The sequence below is a fragment of the Flavobacterium luteolum genome (assembly GCF_027111275.1).
Taxonomy (GTDB): Bacteria; Bacteroidota; Bacteroidia; order Flavobacteriales; family Flavobacteriaceae; genus Flavobacterium; species Flavobacterium luteolum.
Genome location: NZ_CP114286.1, coordinates 100631 through 122899, shown reverse-complemented (window position 1 = coordinate 122899; position 22269 = coordinate 100631). Strand labels below are relative to the sequence as shown.

Annotated in this window: 17 protein-coding genes; 8 read left to right on the top strand and 9 right to left on the bottom strand. The window is 35.9% G+C overall.

The window, feature by feature from the left end:
- The first annotated feature begins 113 nt into the window (after nucleotides 1-113).
- From OZP10_RS00370 to OZP10_RS00355, 4 genes are all read left to right on the top strand, one after another.
- Nucleotides 114-1268 (top strand): efflux RND transporter periplasmic adaptor subunit, encoded by a 1155-nt coding sequence (locus OZP10_RS00370; protein WP_281632989.1) that lies wholly within the window; start codon nucleotides 114-116, stop codon nucleotides 1266-1268.
- A gap of 5 nt (nucleotides 1269-1273) precedes the next feature.
- Nucleotides 1274-4444 (top strand): efflux RND transporter permease subunit, encoded by a 3171-nt coding sequence (locus tag OZP10_RS00365; protein ID WP_281632988.1) that lies wholly within the window; start codon nucleotides 1274-1276, stop codon nucleotides 4442-4444.
- An 18-nt stretch (nucleotides 4445-4462) separates the two neighbouring features.
- Nucleotides 4463-5869 carry an efflux transporter outer membrane subunit gene (locus tag OZP10_RS00360; RefSeq protein ID WP_198857406.1) on the top strand — a complete coding sequence of 469 codons (1407 nt, stop codon included), beginning with the start codon at nucleotides 4463-4465 and terminating at the stop codon, nucleotides 5867-5869.
- 179 nt (nucleotides 5870-6048) lie between these two features.
- Nucleotides 6049-6522 carry a hypothetical protein gene (locus tag OZP10_RS00355; RefSeq protein ID WP_281632987.1) on the top strand — a complete coding sequence of 158 codons (474 nt, stop codon included), beginning with the start codon at nucleotides 6049-6051 and terminating at the stop codon, nucleotides 6520-6522.
- 349 nt (nucleotides 6523-6871) lie between these two features.
- On the opposite strand, the gene fucP is transcribed toward OZP10_RS00355, so the two are convergent.
- From fucP to OZP10_RS00320, 7 genes are all read right to left on the bottom strand, one after another.
- On the bottom strand, nucleotides 6872-8176 hold the full coding sequence (fucP, locus tag OZP10_RS00350) for an L-fucose:H+ symporter permease (RefSeq protein ID WP_281632986.1): 1305 nt from the start codon (nucleotides 8174-8176) through the stop codon (nucleotides 6872-6874).
- Nucleotides 8177-8303: 127 nt separating this feature from the next.
- Entirely contained in the window at nucleotides 8304-8747 is a 444-nt protein-coding gene (locus tag OZP10_RS00345) for a MaoC/PaaZ C-terminal domain-containing protein (RefSeq protein ID WP_198857403.1), read from the bottom strand.
- A 97-nt stretch (nucleotides 8748-8844) separates the two neighbouring features.
- Complete coding sequence (locus OZP10_RS00340) at nucleotides 8845-9912, bottom strand: Gfo/Idh/MocA family protein (protein WP_281632985.1); 1068 nt, start codon at nucleotides 9910-9912, stop codon at nucleotides 8845-8847.
- A gap of 33 nt (nucleotides 9913-9945) precedes the next feature.
- Nucleotides 9946-11202, bottom strand: a complete 1257-nt coding sequence (locus OZP10_RS00335; protein WP_281632984.1) for an extracellular solute-binding protein — start codon at nucleotides 11200-11202, stop codon at nucleotides 9946-9948.
- Nucleotides 11202-12341 (bottom strand): CaiB/BaiF CoA transferase family protein, encoded by a 1140-nt coding sequence (locus tag OZP10_RS00330; RefSeq protein WP_281632983.1) that lies wholly within the window; start codon nucleotides 12339-12341, stop codon nucleotides 11202-11204. The genes OZP10_RS00335 and OZP10_RS00330 overlap by 1 nt, the downstream gene beginning before the upstream one ends.
- 57 nt (nucleotides 12342-12398) lie before the next feature.
- Nucleotides 12399-13541 (bottom strand): CaiB/BaiF CoA transferase family protein, encoded by a 1143-nt coding sequence (locus tag OZP10_RS00325; protein WP_281632982.1) that lies wholly within the window; start codon nucleotides 13539-13541, stop codon nucleotides 12399-12401.
- A complete protein-coding gene (locus OZP10_RS00320) occupies nucleotides 13538-14686 on the bottom strand; it encodes an ABC transporter substrate-binding protein (RefSeq protein WP_281632981.1) in 1149 nt (382 codons plus the stop codon). Before OZP10_RS00320 ends, OZP10_RS00325 begins: the two co-directional genes overlap by 4 nt.
- Nucleotides 14687-15085: 399 nt before the next feature.
- Here OZP10_RS00320 and OZP10_RS00315 point away from each other — a divergent pair, with 399 nt between their 5' ends.
- The 4 genes from OZP10_RS00315 to OZP10_RS00300 all read left to right on the top strand — a co-directional run bounded on the left by OZP10_RS00315 (nucleotide 15086) and on the right by OZP10_RS00300 (nucleotide 18918).
- Nucleotides 15086-15940 (top strand): fumarylacetoacetate hydrolase family protein, encoded by an 855-nt coding sequence (locus tag OZP10_RS00315; protein ID WP_281632980.1) that lies wholly within the window; start codon nucleotides 15086-15088, stop codon nucleotides 15938-15940.
- Between the two features lie 18 nt (nucleotides 15941-15958).
- Nucleotides 15959-16972, top strand: coding sequence for a zinc-binding alcohol dehydrogenase family protein (locus OZP10_RS00310; RefSeq protein ID WP_281632979.1), 1014 nt, complete (start codon nucleotides 15959-15961; stop codon nucleotides 16970-16972).
- 311 nt (nucleotides 16973-17283) lie between these two features.
- Nucleotides 17284-18081 carry an SDR family oxidoreductase gene (locus OZP10_RS00305; RefSeq protein ID WP_281632978.1) on the top strand — a complete coding sequence of 266 codons (798 nt, stop codon included), beginning with the start codon at nucleotides 17284-17286 and terminating at the stop codon, nucleotides 18079-18081.
- A gap of 6 nt (nucleotides 18082-18087) precedes the next feature.
- Nucleotides 18088-18918 carry an amidohydrolase family protein gene (locus tag OZP10_RS00300; protein ID WP_281632977.1) on the top strand — a complete coding sequence of 277 codons (831 nt, stop codon included), beginning with the start codon at nucleotides 18088-18090 and terminating at the stop codon, nucleotides 18916-18918.
- A 361-nt stretch (nucleotides 18919-19279) separates the two neighbouring features.
- On the opposite strand, the gene pelA is transcribed toward OZP10_RS00300, so the two are convergent.
- Both pelA and OZP10_RS00290 read right to left on the bottom strand, forming a co-directional pair.
- Nucleotides 19280-20461, bottom strand: a complete 1182-nt coding sequence (gene pelA / locus OZP10_RS00295) for a pectate lyase (protein WP_281632976.1) — start codon at nucleotides 20459-20461, stop codon at nucleotides 19280-19282.
- A gap of 12 nt (nucleotides 20462-20473) precedes the next feature.
- Nucleotides 20474-22150 carry a glycoside hydrolase family 28 protein gene (locus OZP10_RS00290; protein ID WP_281632975.1) on the bottom strand — a complete coding sequence of 559 codons (1677 nt, stop codon included), beginning with the start codon at nucleotides 22148-22150 and terminating at the stop codon, nucleotides 20474-20476.
- Between the last annotated feature and the right edge of the window lie 119 nt (nucleotides 22151-22269).

The following is a 22269-nucleotide window of genomic DNA, read 5'->3' as shown; positions in this document are numbered from 1 at the left end:
TTCTCATCTTACCTTTATCGATTGTCTCTTGCTGTTCGTCTATTTGAAAAATTTCGTATCTTATATTTTATTTCTTTTGTTCACATATAATCGATAATTACACATTTTTCACAATGACTAAGCAATCATTTTTAAGCATCCTCGCAGCATCACTTATTATCGCTTCTTGCGGTAAAAATGATAAATCGGCTCAAGCCGGAGGTGCGCCGCAGATTAAAGAATATAAGACTGTGACATTACAGCTAAAATCAGCGACATTAAACAGCGATTTTCCTGCTAGTATCCAAGGACAGCAAAATATAGAAATTCGCCCAAGAGTTGAAGGCTATATTGATAAAATTTTTGTTGATGAAGGTGCTGTAGTCAAAGCAGGACAGCCATTATTTAAAATTAGCGCTCCAGAATATGAGCAGCAAGTTCGTACTGCGACAGCAAGCATTAAAAGTGCTCAGGCAGAAGTTAGTTCGGCTAAATTGGCTGTGAATAAAGTAAAACCATTGGTTGAAAAAGGAATTATCAGCAAATACGATTTGGAGTCGGCTCAATATACTTATGAGTCAGCTGTGGCATCTTTAGCGCAAGCAAATGCAGCTTTAGTAAATGCTAAAGTTAATTTAGGTTATACTACCGTTACAAGTCCGGTAAATGGAGTTGTAGGTTCGATTCCTTTCCGTTTAGGAAGTTTAGTAAGTTCTAATACAGCCGAGCCTTTAACAACAGTTTCAAGTATTGGTAATGTATACGCTTATTTTGCAATGAATGAAAAAGTACTGCTAAATTTTACTAAAGATGCAGGAGGTTCATTAAACCAAAAAATAAAAAGCATGCCAGATGTTTCTTTAGTACTTTCTGATGGTTCGACTTATGATCAAAAAGGAAAAATAGAAACCGTAAACGGATTAATTAATACAGAAACAGGTACTGTAAATTTTAGAGCTCGTTTCCCAAATCCAAAAGGAATTATCAGAAGCGGAAGCAGTACTACAGTGCAAATTCCGAACTACGTTAAAGACGCCATTATAATTCCTCAAAGCGCCACTTTCGAATTACAAGATAAAATGTTTGCAGTTGTTGTAGGAAAAGATAAAAAGACTACAAATGCTAATATCACAGTGTTGGACAACTCAGCAGGAAACTATTATGTGGTAACAAGCGGTTTAAAAGCTGGAGATGAAATCGTATTAGAAGGAGTAGCTTCATTGAAAGAAGGAACTGAAATTAAACCTAATAATCAAAGCCAAGAAGCAGTTTACGCCGATTTAAAATAAAAAAAATGTTTAAAAAATTTATACAAAGACCCGTACTCTCGACGGTAATATCTGTTATTATCGTCATCTTAGGTGTTTTAGGCCTAATTGAGTTACCGATTTCCCAATATCCGGATATCGCACCGCCAACGGTAAACGTTGCGGCAAGTTATACTGGAGCCAATGCAGATGTGGTACTTAAAAGTATCGTGATTCCGCTTGAAGAGCAGATCAATGGTGTAGAAAACATGACTTACATGACTTCTACAGCAACAAATGACGGAAATGCTTCAATCAAAGTTTTCTTTAAAGTAGGAACAAATCCTGATTTAGCAGCGGTAAACGTTCAGAACAGGGTTTCTAGAGCAACAAGTTTATTGCCAGTAGAGGTAACTCAGGCTGGGGTTACAGTAACCAAAAGTCAGAGTAGTAATTTGTTGATTTTCTCTTTATACAGTGATGATAAAGCTTACGATCAGACGTTTCTTCAAAACTATGCAAAGATTAACCTTGTACCACAAATTCAGCGTGTAGTTGGGGTAGGAGATGTAACCGTTTTTGGTGCCAAAGATTACTCGATGAGAATCTGGCTAAAACCAGACGTAATGCAGCAGTATAAACTGATTCCAAGTGATATTTCGGCAGCTTTAGCAGAACAAAATATCGAAGCAGCACCAGGTAAATTTGGTGAAAACGGAAATCAGGCATTTCAATATGTAATTAAATACAAAGGACGTCTAACAAGTGCTCAGGAATTTGGGGACATTGTTATAAAATCTGTTGGAAATGGACAGATGCTTAGACTTAAAGATGTAGCTAAAGTTGAATTGGGATCTTTAAGTTATTCGTCAACGATTAAAACAAACGGAGTAGAATCGGCAGCAATGGCGATTAGCCAGACGCCTGGATCTAATGCTCGTGATGTAATTATCAATTCTAAAAAATTGATTGAAGAAGCAGCAAAAAGTTTCCCAAAAGGAATGAAGTACACTATTATGGTGGACGTTAACGAGAACTTGGATGCTTCTATCGAAAAAGTAATTCACACATTGGTTGAAGCCTTTATATTGGTTTTCATCGTAGTATTTATTTTCCTTCAGGATTTTAGATCTACGTTAATTCCGGCAATTGCGGTTCCGGTTGCGATTGTGGGTACATTCTTCTTCCTGAATTTATTCGGATTTACGATTAACTTATTGACGCTTTTTGCAATGGTACTCGCCATTGGTATTGTGGTCGATGATGCGATTGTCGTCGTCGAGGCCGTTCACGCCAAACTCGACCACGGATATAAGTCGGCTAAAAAAGCGACTATTCACGCGATGGACGAGATTTCGGGAGCGATTATTTCGATTACTTTGGTAATGGCTGCGGTATTTATTCCAGTAACTTTTATTAACGGATCAACAGGGGTATTCTACAAACAGTTTGGTATTACACTAGCCGTTGCGATTATTCTTTCGGCAGTAAATGCCTTGACTTTGAGTCCGGCTCTATGTGCGCTTTTATTGAAACCACATGCTGATGATCACAAACATAAAAGTTATTTACAGCGTTTTTATACTTCATTTAACGTGGCATTCGACAATGTTACGGCGCGATACAAACGTTCTGTAAGTTTCCTTTCTGCGAAAAAATGGATTGCATTGGCTTCAATTGTAATTGCTGGTGTTGCGTTAGTTTATATGATGAAAACTACGCCATCTGCTTTCGTTCCTTCAGAGGATCAAGGAACTGTATTTGCTAATATTAGTTTGCCGCCATCAGCTTCTATGGAACGTTCGGATATTATTGCTAAAAGAGTAGATAGTATTGCTAAAACAATTCCAGGAGTTAAAAATACACTTCGTATTGTCGGACAGAACTTTACGGCAGGAGCGGGTAGTGCGTACAGTATGGTAATTGTGAAACTATATCCTTGGGATCAGCGTGATTTAAGTGTTGATGATGTAATTGGACAGCTTTTTGCAAAAACAAGTGGTATTCGTGAAGCAAGTATTTTCTTTATTTCGCCTCCGACTATCCAAGGTTTTGGACAAAGTGGTGGATTCGAATTCCAATTGCAGGATAAAGGAGGGCATACGACTTCCGAGTTTTATAAAGTTAATAATGAATTCTTAGCAAAATTATCTGAGCGTCCAGAAATTCAATATGCGACAACGCCATTTAACCCTGGTTTCCCTCAGTATATGATGGATATTAATTTAGCGAAAGCGAAAGACGCAGGAGTTTCTGTAAATACGATTTTATCTACCATGCAAGGATATTACGGAGGATTGTATGCTTCGAATTTCAACAAATTCGGAAAACAATACCGTGTAATGGTTCAAGCAGCTCCAGAATTTAGAGCTAATACAGAAGGATTGAATAAAATTTTCGTTCGAAACAGCGCAGGAAATATGGCGCCAATTACTGAGTTTGTAAAAATGACCAGAGTTTTTGGACCAGAATCTATTTCAAGATTTAACTTGTTTACGTCAATTTCGATTACAGGAGCACCAAAACCAGGTTATAGTTCTGGAGATGCAATTAAAGCAATTCAGGAAGTGGCTGCAGAAAATCTTCCTGCAGGTTATGGATATGAATTTTCAGGTTTAACGCGTGAGGAATTAGCTTCAGGAAGTGAAACGATTTTCATTTTCCTTTTATGTTTGGTTTTCGTTTATTTCCTACTGAGTGCACAATACGAAAGTTACATTTTGCCATTTGCGGTATTATTATCAATTCCGTTTGGATTAGCAGGAGCGTATTTATTCTCGATTATTTTTAAATTAAATAGTAACATTTACCTGCAGATTTCCTTAATCATGCTTATCGGACTTCTGGCGAAGAACGGTATCTTGATTGTCGAATTTGCTTTGGATAGAAGAAGAAAAGGACTTCCAATTGTACAAGCTGCTATTGAAGGAGCAGTAGCGCGTTTACGTCCAATTCTGATGACTTCGTTTGCCTTTATTTTAGGATTAGTTCCGTTGATGTTTGCCAAAGGCGCAGGTGCTGTTGGTAATAAATCTATTGGTACTGGTGCCGTTGGAGGTATGTTAATCGGAACCATTCTAGGAGTATTTGTTATTCCGGTTCTGTTTATCATTTTCCAGACTTTACAAGAAAGAATAAGTGGTCCAGCGAAAGATGGTTATGATGATGACGATGACGATGAAGACGAAATTCATTTAATAGAAGCTCACAAAGAGTAAATTTTAATTACAACAAAAATGACGAATAGTTCTAATAAATATATTTTACTGGTAATAACAGCCGCACTCATTAGTGCGTGCTCTGTTACCAAGAAATACGAACGTCCCACAACTTTAAAAACAGATCAATTATATCGTGATCAGTCTACAACCGATTCGACTACAATTGCAGACATGCCTTGGAATACTGTTTTTAAAGATGAAAAATTAAATGCATTAATTCAGAAAGGTTTAGAACAAAACTTGAATCTGAAAAATGCAATTGAGAATATTGTTCAGGCAAGAGCTTCTTTGCGTCAGAGTAAATTGGCTTATTACCCAAGTTTGCAGTTGGACGCCAATGTAACGCATAACAAGCAATCTCAGGCAGGATTAAACTTTCCGGCAGGAATCAATATTAATACCTTAACAACTACTTACAAATTAGGCGTAAGCAGTTCTTGGGAAATTGATGTTTGGGGAAAATTAAGCAGTTCTAAAAGAGCGGCTCTAGCAACTTATTTAGCTTCAGATGCTGCAAAACAAGCCGTTCAGACGCAATTAATTGCTGATATTGCTAATAATTACTTCTTGTTATTATCGTATGATGAATCGTTAAAAATTACGGAAGAAACCTTAAAAAGCCGTATCGAAAACGTTGCAACCATTAAAGCTTTAAAAGAAGGAGCAATTGTAACTGGTGCAGCTGTTGTTCAGAGTGAGGCTAATCAGCATGCGGCCGAAGTTTTAATTCCGGACTTGAAACAAAGTATTCGTGAAACCGAAAATGCTTTAAATATTTTACTTGGACAAGGGCCTGGACCAATTGATAGAGGAGTTCTAGGAACACAGATTATTCCTGAACAAATCGCAATCGGAATGCCAGCACAGTTATTGAATAATCGTCCTGATGTCCGTCAAGCGGAATTTAATTTCAGAGTCGCTTTTGAGTCGACTAATTTGGCTAAAACTTATTTTTATCCAAGTTTGACGCTTACAGCAAGTACAGGATTTTCAAATTTAGAATTGAATGACTTCTTCAGCCATTCTATTTTTTATTCGATCATCGGAGGATTAACGCAGCCTTTATTTAATCATGGTTTAAATAAAATGAGGTTGACTACAGCGCAGTCACAACAATTGCAAGCATACAACAATTTCCAACAAAGTCTTTTAGTAGCTGGTCAGGAAGTTTCAAATGCTTTGTATGCGTACCAAATGGCTGTTGAAAAAGAAGATTCTAGAGCGAAACAAATTGCAGCTTTAGAAAAAGCAGTAGACTTTACACAAGAACTTTTAGAATACAGTTCGGCAACTAACTATACAGATGTATTAACATCTCAACAAAATCTTTTAGCAGCACAATTGAACGGAGTTAATGATAACCTGCAAAAATTACAAGCTGTTATTAATTTGTACAGAGCGTTGGGTGGTGGTTGGAAATAATTGTTTATAATGATAAAAACCGTCTCAAAACATGAGACGGTTTTTTGAAAAGTACGTCGTTTAAAAAACGCTCTCCGTCGATTAGTTTGATGATTTTGTATAATGAATGCTTGAATCGTAAATCTTTGGCATTACTTTCGATTAATATCTAACAAGATTAACATTTAAATTCTAAAGAAATGAAAAAGTTTATATTCGCCTCAGTGCTTTTTATGAGTGCATTTTTTGCTCAAGCTCAGGTATCAGTAAATGTAAATATTGGTACACCTCCAAATTGGGGACCACAAGGTTACGACAACAGCAGATACTATTATTTGCCAGACATCGATGTATATTATGATGTAAATCAAAGCGTATTTATTTACGACAACAGCGGAAAATGGATACGTGAAAAAAGACTTCCGTCAAGATATAGAAGTTATGATTTGTATTCAGGATACAAAGTAGTTTTGACCGATTATAGAGGAGATTCTCCTTATTACTATCACACAAAACATAGAGCCGAATATCCGAAAGGTTACCACGGAAAACCTCAAAAAAATAGAGGAGAAAAACCAAAAGGCAACAACGGAAATCATTACGGAAACGATAAAGGAAACAAAGGAAATAAGTCAGACAAGAACCACGATCACGGTAATGGCAAACACCATTAATAAACATGACTAAAAGAAGACGCCTCCAATTTGGAGGCGTTTTTGATTTTATACCATGAGTAAATATAAAATATATCGTTTATATATTTCAAACATAGCCCGCGGTTTCAACCGCGGGAAACGTATTGTGATGATATTGTATCGCTTCTCCAGTGCTATAAATATGTCGCTCCTCTGGAGTTTTTTGGATGTGTGTTTTATTTACATTAAATAAAAAAACCTCCAGCTTTAGCTGGAGGCAATTGATATTTTAAAAATAAAAATTCGTGTTAATTCGTGCAATTAGCGGCTAAAAAAAAAATCCTTTTTAATCCTATATCCCGATAGCTATCGGGAGTGGTAAAAAAAACTATTCAGAAACAGCTTTCACCTTATGGCCAAAAGCCCCAAAAGAAAGAATGATCAAGAAGCAAACCAATGGAATAATATATCCAGACTGAATATCATCGTGATTCATATCGATTAAAGTTCCCATTCCGTACGGAATAATAGCACCACCAACAATTGACATTACCAACCAAGAAGAACCCGTTTCTGTATTTGATTTTAAACCTTTAATTCCTAAAGAGAAAATAGTTGGAAACATAATTGACATAAAAAATCCGATTCCTCCAAGAGCATAAATAACCACAATTCCAGAACCGTAAATTGCAACTAAGCACAATAAAACACTCATTACGCAATAGATTGACAATAAAACATAATCTTTTACAAAACGTAAAAAGAAAGTTCCAATAAAACGCCCTGCCATAAAAAGGAAACCATAGATTCCTAAATAATATCCAGCCGTTTTTTCGTCTAATCCAGCACCTTGCTGTGCAATTCTGATAAAGAAACTCGTAATACAAACCTGCGCACCCACATAAAAAAATTGAGCTACAACACCCCAGCTTAAATGTCTGAATTTTAAAACAGAGAAAAATCCAGGTTTAATTTCAGCTTCTGCATGAGTTGCTTTCATTGAAGGCAATTGTACGAAATAAAATATAACAGCAACCAAAACTAAGATGCTTCCCAAAACAATATAAGGCATTTTTACAGAAGCCGCTTCGCCCAATAAGTAAGCCGCTTTTTCAGCCTCAGGCATTGCTGCCATTTGTTCTTTTGTATGATTTGTTCCAGATAAGATAAATAGCGAACCCACAATAGGAGCAACCATGGCAGCTAATCCGTTAAAAGAAGCCGCTAAATTTAATCTCTTGGAAGAAGATTCTGAAGGTCCTAAAATCGCTGCGTATGGGTTTGCACTGGTTTCTAAAATCGTTAAACCGCATCCAATTACAAAAAGGGCAAATAAGAACAATTCGTAAGTTCTAGTATTAGCTGCTGGAACAAACAAAAATGCTCCCGTTGCAAAAACTAATAATCCAGTAATGATACTGTTTTTATAACCAAATCTTTTAATCAGCATTCCCGCAGGAATCGCCATAATGAAGTAAGCAAAGAATACAGAAGTATCAATTAGAGTAGACTGGCGATTGTTTAATTCGCACGCTTTTTTCAAATGCGGAATTAAAACTGAATCTAAGTTGTGGGCCATTCCCCACAGAAAAAATAGGCATGTAACGAGGATAAAAGGCAAAAGATATTGCTTTTGATTTCCTCCTTCTGTTGGCACTTCATGTAGATCGCCGGCTTGGTTTGTAATTTGCATTCGTGTGATAGTTTTAAGTTGTTTTTTAGTGGTTCTCGCAAAGTCGCAGAATCGCAAAGTCTTTCAAATTACTTTACTTTTAACTCTGCGTCTTTGCGACTTTGCGAGATTGTTATAAAGCTAATATTTAAGATTTTCTTTTCACAAATAAAAGGTGATCGCAAACAAGAACTACTTCACCTCTTTGGTTAATAATTTCCACATGTTCTGTAACAGCTCCCATTTCAGGATTTTTGGCTTCGCCTTTTTCAGAAATCGTAACTTCAGAATGAATAGTGTCACCAATATGAACAGGTTTTACAAAACGCATTTTGTCATATCCTCTAGAAAAAGCTTCCGGATTTATTTCAGAAGCTGTTAATCCGATTCCAATCGCAAAAACCATGGTTCCGTGCGCAATTCTCTGTCCGAATGGCTGAGTTTTGCACCATTCTTCGTCCATGTGATGAGGGAAGAAATCTCCTGTGTGTCCAGCATGAACCACAAAATCGGTTTCTGTAATGGTTCTGCCTAAAGTTATTCGTTTGTCGTCGATTTGATAATCTTCGAAAAAAGTCGATTTAAAATACATAATTTATTCTTTTTATTCGTCAGCTCAACATCGCGTTTATTTTGAAGAGGACTTAAATTTTGTTTTTCGGTTTTGAAATATAGTGTTTTAATTACACTTATTGAAAAGAAATTCCGCCGTTTTTGTTACTTTCATAACAAGCTTCTACAACTTTCATCGTCCCCAAAACATCTTGGACACTTGCAGACAATGTTGAGTCAGAACCTTCTTTGTAACGCATTAGATTAGACATTGCACCAATAAAAGCTTCTGGAAACCAAGAACCTTCCAATTTTACTTCTGTCCATTCATATTCATTTTCATTATCTTTTTTTGGCAATGCATACTCAAAAACGTCAGGAAGACCGTCAGGATAGTTCATTAACAATCCCATTTTTGCTTTAACAGCGCCTTTTGTTCCTTCCCATTTGATGTAGCTTTCTTCGTGTTTTGGACCAAAATGATGATCGTGATTTGTATTGATCACAACATGTTTATCTTCGCCATAATCTAAGATAATTGTAGATCGGCTTGAAGATAATTTTTTAAGCGGATGTTTAGCCGTTTTTGCCATTACACTTTTCGGATTTCCCAGAAAAGAACGAATACAGTCAATATAATGCACACTATGGAAAAGAATCTCCAATCTTGGATGTTCTTTTATTAAAGGAAACAATTCCCAAGGCGTATTTACGGTAACTTTAAATTCTAAATCGTATAACTCGCCGATAATGCCCTGATCGATTAAATATCTGGCTGCGCTTACAAAAGAAGCAAAACGCAATTGGAAATTGATTGCAGCAACTAGATTTTTTCTTTCGCAAACCGCTACAATCTCGCGTGCCTGAGCCAAATCATTTCCCATTGGTTTCTGAATCAAAACCGCAGCGCCGTCAGGCAATTGTTCTAGAATTTCAATGTATTGATCAGGTAAAACGGTGATATCGTAAACAGCGTTCGATGGCGCATTTTTAACCGCATCGGCGACATTTTCAAAAACATGATCGATTTTGAATTGTTTCTGTAAATCGTATGCTTTTGAAATGGTTCTGTTGGTAATACCAAAAACTTTAAAACCAGCCATTTCGTAAGCAGGAAGATGGGCATCTTTTACAATACCGCTCGCTCCAATAATCACAATGGGCTGCTCTGTTTGGGGAAGTAAGGGTTTATAGGGAATATTCATTTGTTCTATATTTTGAAATTAAGTCTGCCAAGTTTAATTTTTGACAGAGCTGTGTAATGTTGTTCCGTGACTTAATTCTCTAATTTTTTTCTGAGTTTCTTCTAAAAGTATTTCAGACGAAATATCAGTTTCAATGGCTTTTAAAACAGCGCCATCAATAAGTTCGGCTACTTTTGGCCAGATTGGCGTTTGAGGCAGTGTTAATGCATTTTCATGAAGCATTTCCAGTTTATGATAAAACGGAATTAATGTATTGATTTCTTCATCTTTCCAAGTCGATTTTCGGCAACCAATACCGCCTTCAGTAGTTAATAATTTATCACTTTCTGGCGTTGTTGCAAAACGTAAAAAATCATAAGCTAGTTTTTGGTGTTTGCTTCCGGAACCAATGGTATACAACCAATATACATTCAAAGAAGCGGTTTTGTGGCCTGGATCGGATGGGAGAGAAGTAATATCGATTTTTCCTTTTACTTTCGATTCTTCAATTACTTCTGCCATAGAAGCAAATCCGAACCAGTTGATGGCCATTGCTGCTTGCCCTTCGGCGAAAGCCAAACCTGCTTCAACCGAACCAAATTCTCTCGATTTTGGATGAACCGCATTTTTGTCATTGACCATTTTTCGATAAAAATCCAATGCTTTTATTGCTGCTTCGTTATGAATGTCAATCTGATTTTTGTTGTTTAATAAAGAACCGCCACGCGTCCATAATTGCAGGCAGAAGTCAAAAACCATATTATGTCCGTCTGGATAATTGGCAAAAACAGCACCGTATAAATTTTGCTCGGGACGATTAAAAAATGTTGCTATTTCTGCGAATTCCTGCCAAGTTTTTGGTGTTGAAAGTTCGTAACCAAACTGTTTTTTAAAATTCTCTTTCTCCGTTTCGTTTTCGAATAAATCTTTTCGGTAAATCAAACATTCTGGACCGTCGTGAAAAGGAAGTCCGAAAATGCCATTACTTAGTTTCTGCAAATGCAAAAGTGATTTATGCCATCCGAAAGGATAATTTTCTGGCGGATTTTCGCCAATTAATGGAAATAAATTAAGAACCGCATTTTCGTTTACAGCATCAAAAATCCAATCGGTATTGATATGAGCAATATCCCATTTTCCTTCTTTTAAACCCTTTTCTGATATAGTAGTTTCATACAAATCATGAAGTTCTAAGGCAACCATTTCTGCTTCAATTTTTATATTGTTTTGAAGTGAAAATGCATCCCATAATTTTCGAAGTGTACTTTCGAAAGGATCGAATTTTCGAACGGCGATTCTAATTTTTTCCATCAGCAGTCTATAAATTCTTTAATAATTTTCTCGTTGTCCTGACCTAGTTTCGGCGAACCTTTTCCAGAAGTCAGATATTCGCCGTCAATTTTTATAGGACAGCGTGTTGTTTTATACGTATATCCATCCAACATTTCGACTTGCTGTGTAAAATTCAAAACCTTAAATCCATCTTCTGCAAATAACTGCTGATAGTTTAAAACTCCTGCGCACCAAATGTCTGCGGGTTCTAAAATATCTAACCAAAACTGTGTTTCCTGCGTTTGCAGATGATCGGCAAGAATATTTTTGATTTCGTCTCTAAGCGTAAATTTATTTTCAGGGAAAGCCAATAAAGCATCGCATTTTAGCAAAGAAGCCAAAACAGGAATCGATCCCATTGCCAATGCTAAATAGCCGTTTTTGGTTTTGTAAATTCCGTATGGAGCACCCAAATAAGCGTGTGCATTATTAGTTTTAGTTCGAACAGGCAATTCGCCTCCGTCATTAAAATAAGTCGTAATAGTTTCAAACTGAAAATCAAACGCGGATTCCAACATACTGACTTGAATTTGTGCGCCGATATTATGCGTTGCTTTTCGGTATAAAGCGGCTAAGATTCCTTGTGCTAAATGAGCTCCCGCAAGCATATCAACAATCGACAATCCCATAGGAACTGGGCCATCTTCCTGATTACCGCTTAACCAAGTTAAAGCGGTTAAAGACTGTAAAAGCAAATCTTGTCCCGGTAAATCTTTCAAATCTGGATGTTCTCCAAAACCAGAAATTGACCCATAAATCACATTCGGATTAATGTTTTTAACTTCTTCATAACTCAAACCAATGCGTTCCATAACTCCAGGTCTGAAATTATGCATAACAACATCAGCCTTCGCTAATAATTTTTTTAGTTTTTGAAGTTCTTCAGGCTGTTTAAAATCAATTGCAAAAGATTCTTTGTTTCTGTTAATGGTATGAAAAACAGACGATTCGCCGTTCATAATCAAATCAGAAGTATATAATGTTCGGCAGATATCTCCCGTTCCCGGTTTTTCAATTTTTATAACACGCGCTCCCAAATCTGCCAAACGCAAACTCGCCGACGGACCCGAAAGAAACTGACTGAAATCTACAATTAAATAATCTTCTAATGGTTTCATTTTTTGTTTAACCGTTTTTGTTGTTTATTCGTTGAATCGTTTATTTGTTTAATCGATTCAACGAATGAATTCTTTGTGTATTGCTGAATTGTCCTGACCTACTTTTGGCGCTGCTTTTTCACTTAATAAAATCTCGCCATCCAATTGTATTGGACTTCTGGTTGTTACCAAAGTTTCGCCTTCGGTATTTTTTACGGTTTGTTTTAGTTGTAATTTAGTTACAAAAGGTTGATTGTCTAATTCTTCATAATTGAAAACTTTTCCGCACCAAATACCTTCTTTCTGCAAGATTTCAATCCAATAATCAGAAGTTTGGGTTTGAATTCTTTCGCTCAAAATCGTTCTGATTTCATCTCTTTTTTCAAACCAAAGATGTTTATCTGCAAAAGCACTTAAATCTAAACCTAGCGTTTTTCCAATAAAAAGTAAATCGCCCATTGCCAGCGATAAAAAGCCGTCTTGTGTTTGGTAAACTCCATAAGGCGCACTTAAAAAAGCATGTGCACTTCCTTTAATATCACCACGTTCAGGCAATTGACCGCCGTCATTTAAGAAAGAAGTAATGGCTTCAAACTGCACATCCAAAATAGATTCCAGCAGACTAACTTCTACCAAAACTCCTTTTTTGGTTTTAGCTCTTTTTAAAAGTGCTGCTAAAATTCCTTGTACAAAATGATTCCCGCACATTAAATCGGCTACAGCCAAGCCAAAAGGAACTGGGCCTTGACTTTTGCGTCCGCTCAGCCAGCTTAATCCGGAAAGCGATTGTAACAATAAATCTTGTCCCGGTTTTTTTGCCCAAGGACCTTCGTTTCCGTAACCTGTAATGGTTCCGTAAATAATCTGTGGATTTATAGAAAGCGTATTTTCAAAATCTAAACCGATTTTTTCCATCACTCCAGGTCTGAAATTATGCGTCATAATATCAGCCTTTTCGATTAGTTTTTTAATTAAAACCAAATCGTCAGGATTTTTCAAATCGGCTGCAAAAGATTCTTTGTTTCTATTAATCGTATGAAAAAGTAAACTGCTATCGTCTACAAATAAATCTTTAATGCTCAATTGTCTGCAGGCTTCACCTTTTACAGGACGCTCGATTTTGATGACGCGTGCGCCCAAATCGGCCAACTTTAAACCAGCTGAAGGACCTGCTAAAAACTGGCAGAATTCCAGAACAATTAATCCTTCTAAAGGTCTCATACGGTCTGAATTTTTAGAGATTCCGCGTAAAGGGAATTCATTTCTTCCAACACTTTTAGTTCGTCTCCGCCATTCATCAAATAATTACGAACCACATCTCCAGCATGATCTTGGAAATACATGTGACCATAATATCTTGGGCGAAGGAAAGCACGTTCTAAAGCTGGTAAGGTATTTTTGAAATAATCGTGCGTTACGCTATTGATTCTTTCGCTTTTCCAAGCTTGCAAATGACCCGGCTGACCGCCATTATCGGTATAAATATTCTGCTGAACTTGTGGTGAACACGTAAATCCTGCATATTTTATGGCTGTATCAATATGTTCGCTGAATGAAGAAACCGCTAATCCAGTTCCTCCCAAAGAAGAAATCATTGGATTATCATTCAATTTTACTAAATCGTAAAAATGTAAAAGGTTTTGGCTGTAGCCAATGCGAGAATAGTTAGAATAACCATAAGCAAACGGGCAATACGCAATTTCGTCTGAATTGACCATCGCTTCATAAACCTGAATTGGATTACGGTTAAAGTTAGCTGGATCAATTAATTGTGCTAATTCTCTAAACATTTGAAGCGCTTTGATTCCTGTTGTTTCAGATATCACTTTTTCTTCAGAAAGAAAAGGAGCTTCGCCCAAACTGCAGCAAAACATATAAAAGCTCATTAAAACATCTACTGGAATTCCGGCAAAGGCAACTAAACCTTTTTTCGCTAAAGTCAATAAATCATCATAAGTTTTAGGAACTTCCAAACTGTTTTTCTCTAAAAGATCCAAGCGGGCAGAGGCAACCGGAGTTGCAGCGTCAATTGGTAGCGCCCATAATTTGTCGTGAAAAACATAACTTCCGTATGATTTTCCAACGGTGTTGATTTCTTGATCTTTAATATATTCGTTTGATAAATAATCAGATAACGGAAGAATCGCTTTGGTTTGCGCTCCAAAACCTGTCCAAGGATGATCGATTACCAATAAATCAAATCTTTTGGCTAAATCTTCAATAGAAGCATCTGCAAATTCTTGTAAGCTTCTTTTCTCCCAAGAAATTTCAACATCAGGATGTAGTTCTGTAAAACGCTGTGATGTGGCAACCATTGGTAGTAAACCTCTTGTATGATTCCAAGTTATGCCTTTTAATTTTATCATTTTTATATAGGAATTTTGGGTAGTGAAATCGTTTGAAATAATAAATGTAAAAAATACAATTACAAAAGTAGAAATAAGATTTAAATGCACAAGAAATCCTTTATTTATTAAAGAATCTTTTTGCATAATAGGAGAATTAGTGATATAATTTTTACAAACAGTCTAAAAAATGTTATAAAAATTTAAAGTTTAGTTATTTTAAGAATAGGAAAATGAAATATATCTCGGATATTAATTTTTAAAAAGTATTTTTGTAATTGTATTTTTTACATTTATTAATTATGCTTTGCTTTTATAAAGGATTTTGAATGAATAATAAGTAGAATTTCTAAGATGATTATGCGATTGATGGATACCTTTCATCAGAAATAATAAACTAACAATTAAAAATATACGATTATGAAATTAATACGTTTTGGAGAAATCGGAAAAGAGAAACCTGGAGTTTTAATTGGAGAAAAGAGATATGATGTTTCTTCGATTGTAACCGATTTTAACGAAAGTTTCTTTGAAGAGAACGGATTAGAAAAATTACAAAAAGCACTAGAAAACAATCCGTCTTTGCCAGAAGTTGATGCTTCTGTACGTTTGGGTTCGCCAGTAGCAAGACCTTCAAAAATTATCTGTATTGGATTAAATTATATCGATCACTGTAAAGAAACCAATGCTCCAATTCCAACAGAACCAATTATTTTCTTCAAATCGACAACTTCTTTGTGTGGTCCAGACGACGATTTGATTATTCCAAAAAATAGCGAAAAAACAGACTGGGAAGTAGAATTGGCTTTTATAGTAGGAAAAAAAGCAAGTTATGTTGAAGAAGCAGAAGCTTTAGATTATGTTGCTGGCTATGCCTTATTAAATGATTATAGCGAGAGAGCTTTTCAATTAGAGCGTGGCGGTCAATGGGCAAAAGGAAAAGGAAGCGACACTTTTGCGCCTCTTGGACCATTTTTGGCTACAAAAGATGAAATCGCTGATGTTGACAATTTAAAAATGTGGTTGACGGTAAACGGTAAAAAATACCAAGACAGCAATACCTTAAATTTAGTTTTCAAAATTCCTTATTTGGTACATTATTTAAGTCAGTTTATGACTTTACTTCCGGGTGATATTATTAGTACAGGAACGCCTCCGGGAGTTGGCTTAGGAATTAAACCAGATCCGATTTATATTAAAGCTGGCGATGTTGTTGAATTGGGAATTGAAGGTTTAGGAACAAGCAAACAGAAAGCTGTAGCATATCAAAAATAAAAATTAAGAAAGTATAAAATGAAATATATTGTTTGCGAAAAACCTCAGGAATTTCTATTAAAAGAAACCAGTATTCCAGAACCAAAAGAGGGAGAAGTTTTATTGAAAATTAAAAGAATCGGAATCTGCGGAACTGATATTCACGCTTTTGGCGGAACTCAACCTTATTTTGAATATCCAAGAATTTTAGGTCACGAATTGGCTGCAGAATATGTAAAAGGAAATGCTGCGGGTTTTAAACCGGGAGATAAAGTTACGTTTATTCCGTATTTCAATTGTGGAAAATGCGTGGCTTGTAGAAACGGATTAACAAACTGCTGTGTAAATATTAAAGTTTTCGGAGTTCATATTGACGGCGGAATGGCTGAATATGTTTCAATTCCAGAACAATATTTATTGCATGGTCAAGGTTTAGATTATGATGAATTGGCTTTGGTTGAACCTTTGGCAATTGCAGCGCACGGAGTTAGAAGAGCGGCTGTAAAACCAACTGATACCGTTTTGGTAATGGGAGCAGGGCCAATTGGAATTGGTTTGATTCAGTTTGCTAAAATCGCTGGAGCAAAAGTAATTGTAATGGATATTAACGATTACAGATTAAGCTTCTGTAAAACGGAACTAAATGCAGACGAAACTATTAATCCGTTAAACGATGATGTTGCGCAAAAATTAGCTGAATTGACAAACGGTGATATGGCAAATGTGGTTATTGACGCTACAGGAAACCAGAAAGTAATGAATAGTGCTTTTAATTATATTTCGCATGGCGGAAGATTTGTTTTGGTTGGACTTCAAAAAGGCGAATTAAGCTTTAGTCATCCTGATTTCCACAAAAGAGAATCGACTTTGATGAGCAGTAGAAATGCAACAATCGAAGATTTCGAATATGTAATGAAATGTCTGAAAGAAGGAAAAATCGATCCGAAAAAGTATATCACGCACAGAACGAGTTTTGCTGAAATGATTACTGATTTTGGGAAACTGATTGATCCAAAGAATAATGTGATCAAAGCGTTGATTGAAATAGAATAAGAGTATATTAAAAGTACTGTTTGTCATCCTGACGGAGGAAGGATCGCATTAGTTGATCCACAAAGATTGACGATTTAGATTGCGGAATTTCTAGTGTGATCCTTCCTTCGTCAGGATTGACAAAATGCTGAATAAATATTAAACACATAGAAACATAGATTTTTATTGTTTGTAAAAGAGAATAGAAAAGAAACTAATTTCTTAACACATAGCTATGTGTTTTAATGCAAGTGAAACGCCTTTTAGCGGTTTAAAAATCTATGTTTCTATGTGTTTTAAAATCTAACTACTAAACTTTAATACCCACAAAAATGGATTTAAACTTAAAAAATAAAATAGTTGTCGTTTCTGGTTCAGCTGGAAAAGAAGGCAGTATCGGAGAAACGATCGTTAACAGATTGGCAGATGAAGGCGCAATTCCGGTTTTAGTTGACAGAAATGCAAGAGGTTTCGAGTATGTGGAAAGACTTCAGATAAGAGGTGTTAATTCACTATTTGTACAAACTGATGTAACCGATCCTTTTGCGATAGAAAATGCTGTAAAAGTAATTGGAGCTAAATATGGGAGAATTGATGCCATAATTAATAACGTTGGTGTAAATGATGGTGCAGGATTAGATTCTAGCTACGAGGAATTTATGAATTCATTGAAATTGAATGTGGTAAGTTATTTTTTATTGGCTAAATATGCACTTCCATACTTAAAAGAATCAAGAGGAAATATTTTAAATATTGGTTCAAAAGTGGCTTTAACAGGGCAGGGAGGAACTTCTGGTTACGCTGCTGCGAAAGGCGGCGTTTTGGGATTGACCAGAGAATGGGCAGTAGATTTGATTCAGTACGGAATTCGTTCAAACGCGATTATTATTGCAGAAAGCTATACGCCAGCTTACGAAGATTGGATTAAAACATTGCCAGACGGACAAACTGTTTTGAATAAAATCAATAAAAGTATTCCGTTAGAAAGTCGTATGACCAAAACAGAAGAAATTGCGGATACGGCTCTTTTTGTTATTTCAGAAAAATCATCGCATACTACGGGACAATTTGTTTTTGTGGATGGAGGTTACGTACATTTAGATCGCGCATTAATCAGCGATGTTAATTAAAAAGTTATGAGTAAAAGAATAGATTCCCATCAGCATTTTTGGAAGTTTGATCCCGTTAGAGACAGCTGGATTGATGAAACGATGCAGAATATCCAAAGAGATTTTCTTCCTGAAGATTTACAGCCATTATTAAATGCAAATCAGTTTGAAGGCTGTGTTGCTGTTCAGGCTAGCCAATCGGAAGAAGAAACGCATTTTTTATTGGATTTGGCTTCTAAAAATGATTTCATAAAAGGAGTTGTCGGCTGGATCGATTTACGAAATGAGAATATTGCTGAACGTTTGCAATTCTTTTCAGATCAAAAAAAGCTGAAAGGTTTTAGACACGTAGTCCAAGGCGAAGCAGATGATTTTATGTTTGGAAAGGAATTTAGAAGAGGAATCGCAGCTTTAAAGCCATTCAATTATACTTACGATATACTGATTTTTGAACGTCAATTACCAGCAGCAATTAGTTTAGTTCAAGATTTTCCAAACCAAAAATTTGTAATCGATCATATTGCAAAACCAAATATCAAATCAGGAAGTATTGATTCTTGGAAAAATGGTATTGAAGAAATTGCAAAGTATGAAAACGTCTGGTGTAAAATCTCAGGAATGGTCACAGAAGCCGATTGGAAAAACTGGAAACCAGAAGATTTAAAGCCGTATTTAGATGTTATTTTTGAGAACTTTGCAGTTGATAAATTAATGTATGGATCAGATTGGCCAGTTCTTAATGTTGCTTCTGATTATAATGAAGTGGTGAAAACTTTAGAAGATTATATTTCAAAGTTTTCAATTGAAGATCAAAACAAGATTTGGTTTGAGAATGCGAAGGAGTTTTATAAGTTATAAGTTATAAGTCAGCTCATAGATTATAAGAGCCTGAAAGGCTCATACCATGAACACTGGGCAACGCCCACTGACAGCAGATAGGCATACGTAAAAAAGTCCTGAAAGGGCGTAAGCAATTACATGAAGATTACGCTTACGCCCTTTCAGGGCTTTATGATTGCTGGTGTATATCAATTCATGGGGCGAAGCCCTATGGTGATGCTTTGAGGCCTTTGGCCTATTATTAGAATAATAAAAAAACATAACCCGTCGTTTCAATCACGGGAACACAATGCGAGACGTTACAATATTGCGTCCCCGTGGTTGAAACCACGGGCTATATTTGAAAATGTGACTTCGGTCGAAATGTTAAAAATTATCTCTAATTTTTTAAAACATTATTTTCAGGAGCCCATTTCTTCTGCCATTCAGGATATTTCTTCAAGGCCTTTTCAGGTTTATCGGTATACCAAGCATAACCTGTTCTTCTTTCTCTGCTTACTTCAGCTAAAGAATATAAAAACTCACTGTCACGATCAGAGAATAAAGGACGATGTGTTTTTAATTCGTAATAACGAGTCCAAATAGGCGGAGCAGTTGTATCGTGTACAACCCTCACATCATTTTTGATTTTCTTGTATTTGGATTCCATTTCTTCAGCAGCAAAACTTTCAACTCTGGTATTATAGATTTTAGAATCCTGAAACCATTTTACGGCGCCTTGTACCGCATTAATAATTTTTGCGTCAGGATTATCAATATCCATTAAAAACAAAACTACATCGACACTTTCGGCATTACAGATGCTTGGCGGTTCAAATTTGCGTGCCCATGCAGGTTCAAGTGTTATTTCGTCGTGTTGCTGGCACCAAGCAGTCAATTTTCCGTTTTCTTTAATTTGCATTTTCAAAATGCAATCCAATCCTTTTTGGTAAGCATTGGCTACTTTTTTTCGGGTTTTAGCATCAATAAAAGCATAATCAGGATCATTATTTACAATCTTTTTTAAAAGATTCATGATTCCCATATACGCTCCATCATTAAAAGTAATGTGTCGGCTATAGCCTTTTTCTAAAGGGAAATATTGTGGCCAGCCTCCATTTGGATATTGCGCTTTTATGGTGAAATTAATGCCGCGTAGGCATCCATCTTTATATTTCGGATCTTTTGTGAGCGTATAGACCTGCGCCAGATAATGGATGTGCGTATAGGTTGTTTCATTATCAAAAGTAGTATGTTCAATATATTTTGTTTTAACTACACTATCAATCTGTTGTGGCGTCAAAATAGCTTTCATATCATAATTCTTTGGCCACCCGCCATTATCACGCTGGAAATACAGAATATTATCTGCAATTTTAGTATAATCCGTTTCAGCATATTTCGGCTGATTCGGAATCGGATTTATGATATTGGTTTTGTCTTTTATAAAGTACCAATGATTGGTGCCATCAGTAAAAGGTTTTGTGCTGATTTCGCTATTTGACTGTGCATTAGAACATAAAAATGAAAAAACACAAAACGCAGATGCCAGTAATTTCGAGCTGTTTATGGAATTGAACATAGAATCTCGTTTTTAGAATTTAACAGCTTTCTTAGGCACGTTTTTATCGATAGTAGTCGTCTTAGAAAAATTAGCAGAAGAACCGCTTAAATCAATATTATTGCTCGCTTCACCATTAATTGTAATCGCATTTGATGAAGAAGGATTAAACTCGATGTTTTTCAGCGAAAGGTTTTTAGTATTGTAAATTTCGAAAGCATTTTTAGCCTCAATATCCAATTGTGCGTTGCTGATTTTAATTCCGTTAGCATCAATTATAGAAAAGCCTTTTTGTGCTTTCGCAATTAGATTTGTGATTTCAATATTTTCTAAATTCATTTCAGGAAGACCTTGTAAAAATACTGCTTGCTGAGCACCTTTAATAGTGATGTTTTTAATCTTAATGTTTTTGAATTGAGGTGTTTCAACCGTTACAGGCATTGCTTTATTAACGATTTTATCGCCACCTTCTTCCAGTGTTTCAGCTATTGATTTTCCACCATAATACAAATTAAAAGAAATAGCCTGAGACGGAATATCAGTCATATATATATCCGAAATAAATATATTTTCTACCACACCACCTCTTCCGCGGGCACTTTTAAAACGAAGTCCTACATCTGTTCCCATAAAGGTGCAATTAGATACATGAAGGTTTTTTACACCGCCAGACATTTCGCTTCCTACTGTAACTCCTCCGTGACCGTGATACACGATATTGTTTCTCACTACAATGTTTTCGCAAGGAATACCCCTTTCACGTCCGTCTTTATCTTTTCCAGATTTAATACAGATGGCATCGTCTCCCACATCAAAACTAGAATTTTCAATCAATACATTTTTACAGCATTCTACATCAAGCCCGTCTCCGTTTTGAGAATACCAAGGATTACGGACGCTTACATTTCGAACAATCAAATCTTCTACCATAAAAGGATGGATATTCCATGCTGGAGAATTCTGAAAAACAGGTCCGTCAAATAAAACTCTTTTACTGTTTTGAATGCTTACCATTACTGGACGCAGAAAATCATGAATGGTTTCAAATTCTTCTTTTGTTTTTAAATCTGGGCGCACATTTTGGTCAGCACCTTTTGAGGCATTCATAAAAACCTCCGAAGGATACCAGCTCGTTTTTTCTTTATTTAAAACACCACCTCTTGAAATTACTTCTTTCCATTGGCTTTCCGTTACTTTACTTTTCTTAACCTGTCTCCATACTTCTCCCGAACCATCCCATACACCATTTCCTGTAAATGCTATATTTTCTAGATTTTTACCATAGATAGGAGAGATACAACGCCAGGTGTTTAGACCTTCAAAATTGGTTTCAACTAAAGGATACAAAGTTTTGTCTGGAGAAAATTTTATCAGAGCACCCCTTTCAGCATGCATCTCAATGTTACTTTTTAATATAATTGGGCCTGTAAGCCAGATCCCAGGAGGGATAATTAATTTTCCGCCGCCTTTTTTCGAAAGTGCATCAATGGCATCTGCAAAAGCTTTTGTATTCAAAACATAACCACCATTTACTGCTCCAAAGTCTTTTAGATTCACACTGTAATTCGGAATTACAGGCTCTTGGATTTCAGCCATTTTAAACTCAATATTTTTATACGTGTCAGCAGTTTTTTGTGCCGAAGCTGTATTGAAACTCAAAGCAAAAGAGGCTAGGGCTACACATAAAAGGTTAATTCGGTTAGTTTTCATTCTTATTTGTATTATAGTTAAAAGTTTTTCAGGAAATCGATTTACTATTAATTCAGTTTTTTATCATGTGAATTTTTATTCAATAAATAAAATTATAGTTTTTTAATTTGAAATATTCA